This window comes from Neisseria sp. HMSC070A01 (assembly GCF_001810165.1).
GTDB lineage: Bacteria > Pseudomonadota > Gammaproteobacteria > Burkholderiales > Neisseriaceae > Neisseria.
This window is the reverse complement of sequence record NZ_KV800126.1, coordinates 216528-216984: the sequence shown is the minus strand read 5'-3', so window position 1 is coordinate 216984 and position 457 is coordinate 216528. Positions and strand designations below refer to the sequence as shown.

The 457-nt window shown below is 40.7% G+C and carries 1 protein-coding gene; it reads left to right on the top strand.

The window, feature by feature from the left end:
• The coding region (locus HMPREF2711_RS09515) for a hypothetical protein (RefSeq protein ID WP_083301560.1) at positions 1 to 405 on the top strand (405 nt) is incomplete at its 5' end.
• Positions 406 to 457 lie beyond the last annotated feature (52 nt).

Here is a 457-nt window from a genome sequence, read left to right as displayed (position 1 = left end):
GCCTGTGTCGGTGCGGCAGGGCCGTCTGAAAAGGCTGTTCCAAAGGTAACAAGGCAAAAACAGGACAATAAGGACATATGCCCTCAGAGCATGATGAAAGACATAGACGGACAAGGCTATGAATGTGTGGATATTTTCAGTATGAGGTTGGAAAAGCAATTGAATAAGAAATACGAAAATCTGCTGCACCGTATCGATTCAAAAGACCCCAAATTGAATGGAGTATCCAAAGAATATTTTTTGACTATCCGTAAGAATTGGGAAAGTTATACGGAAATGCTGTGTTCAGACCCATCCGTTGCGACGAAAGTTCGTCCTCTTGCAGGACGCTACATACGTATTTGCAGGTTCGAACAGAATTTAAACCATTTGAAAGCGTTGGAACGCTTTGAAAATTCTTTATAAAACTGATAGATAGTTAGGAGACTGATATGTCGAAACACAAAATCCGTTACAT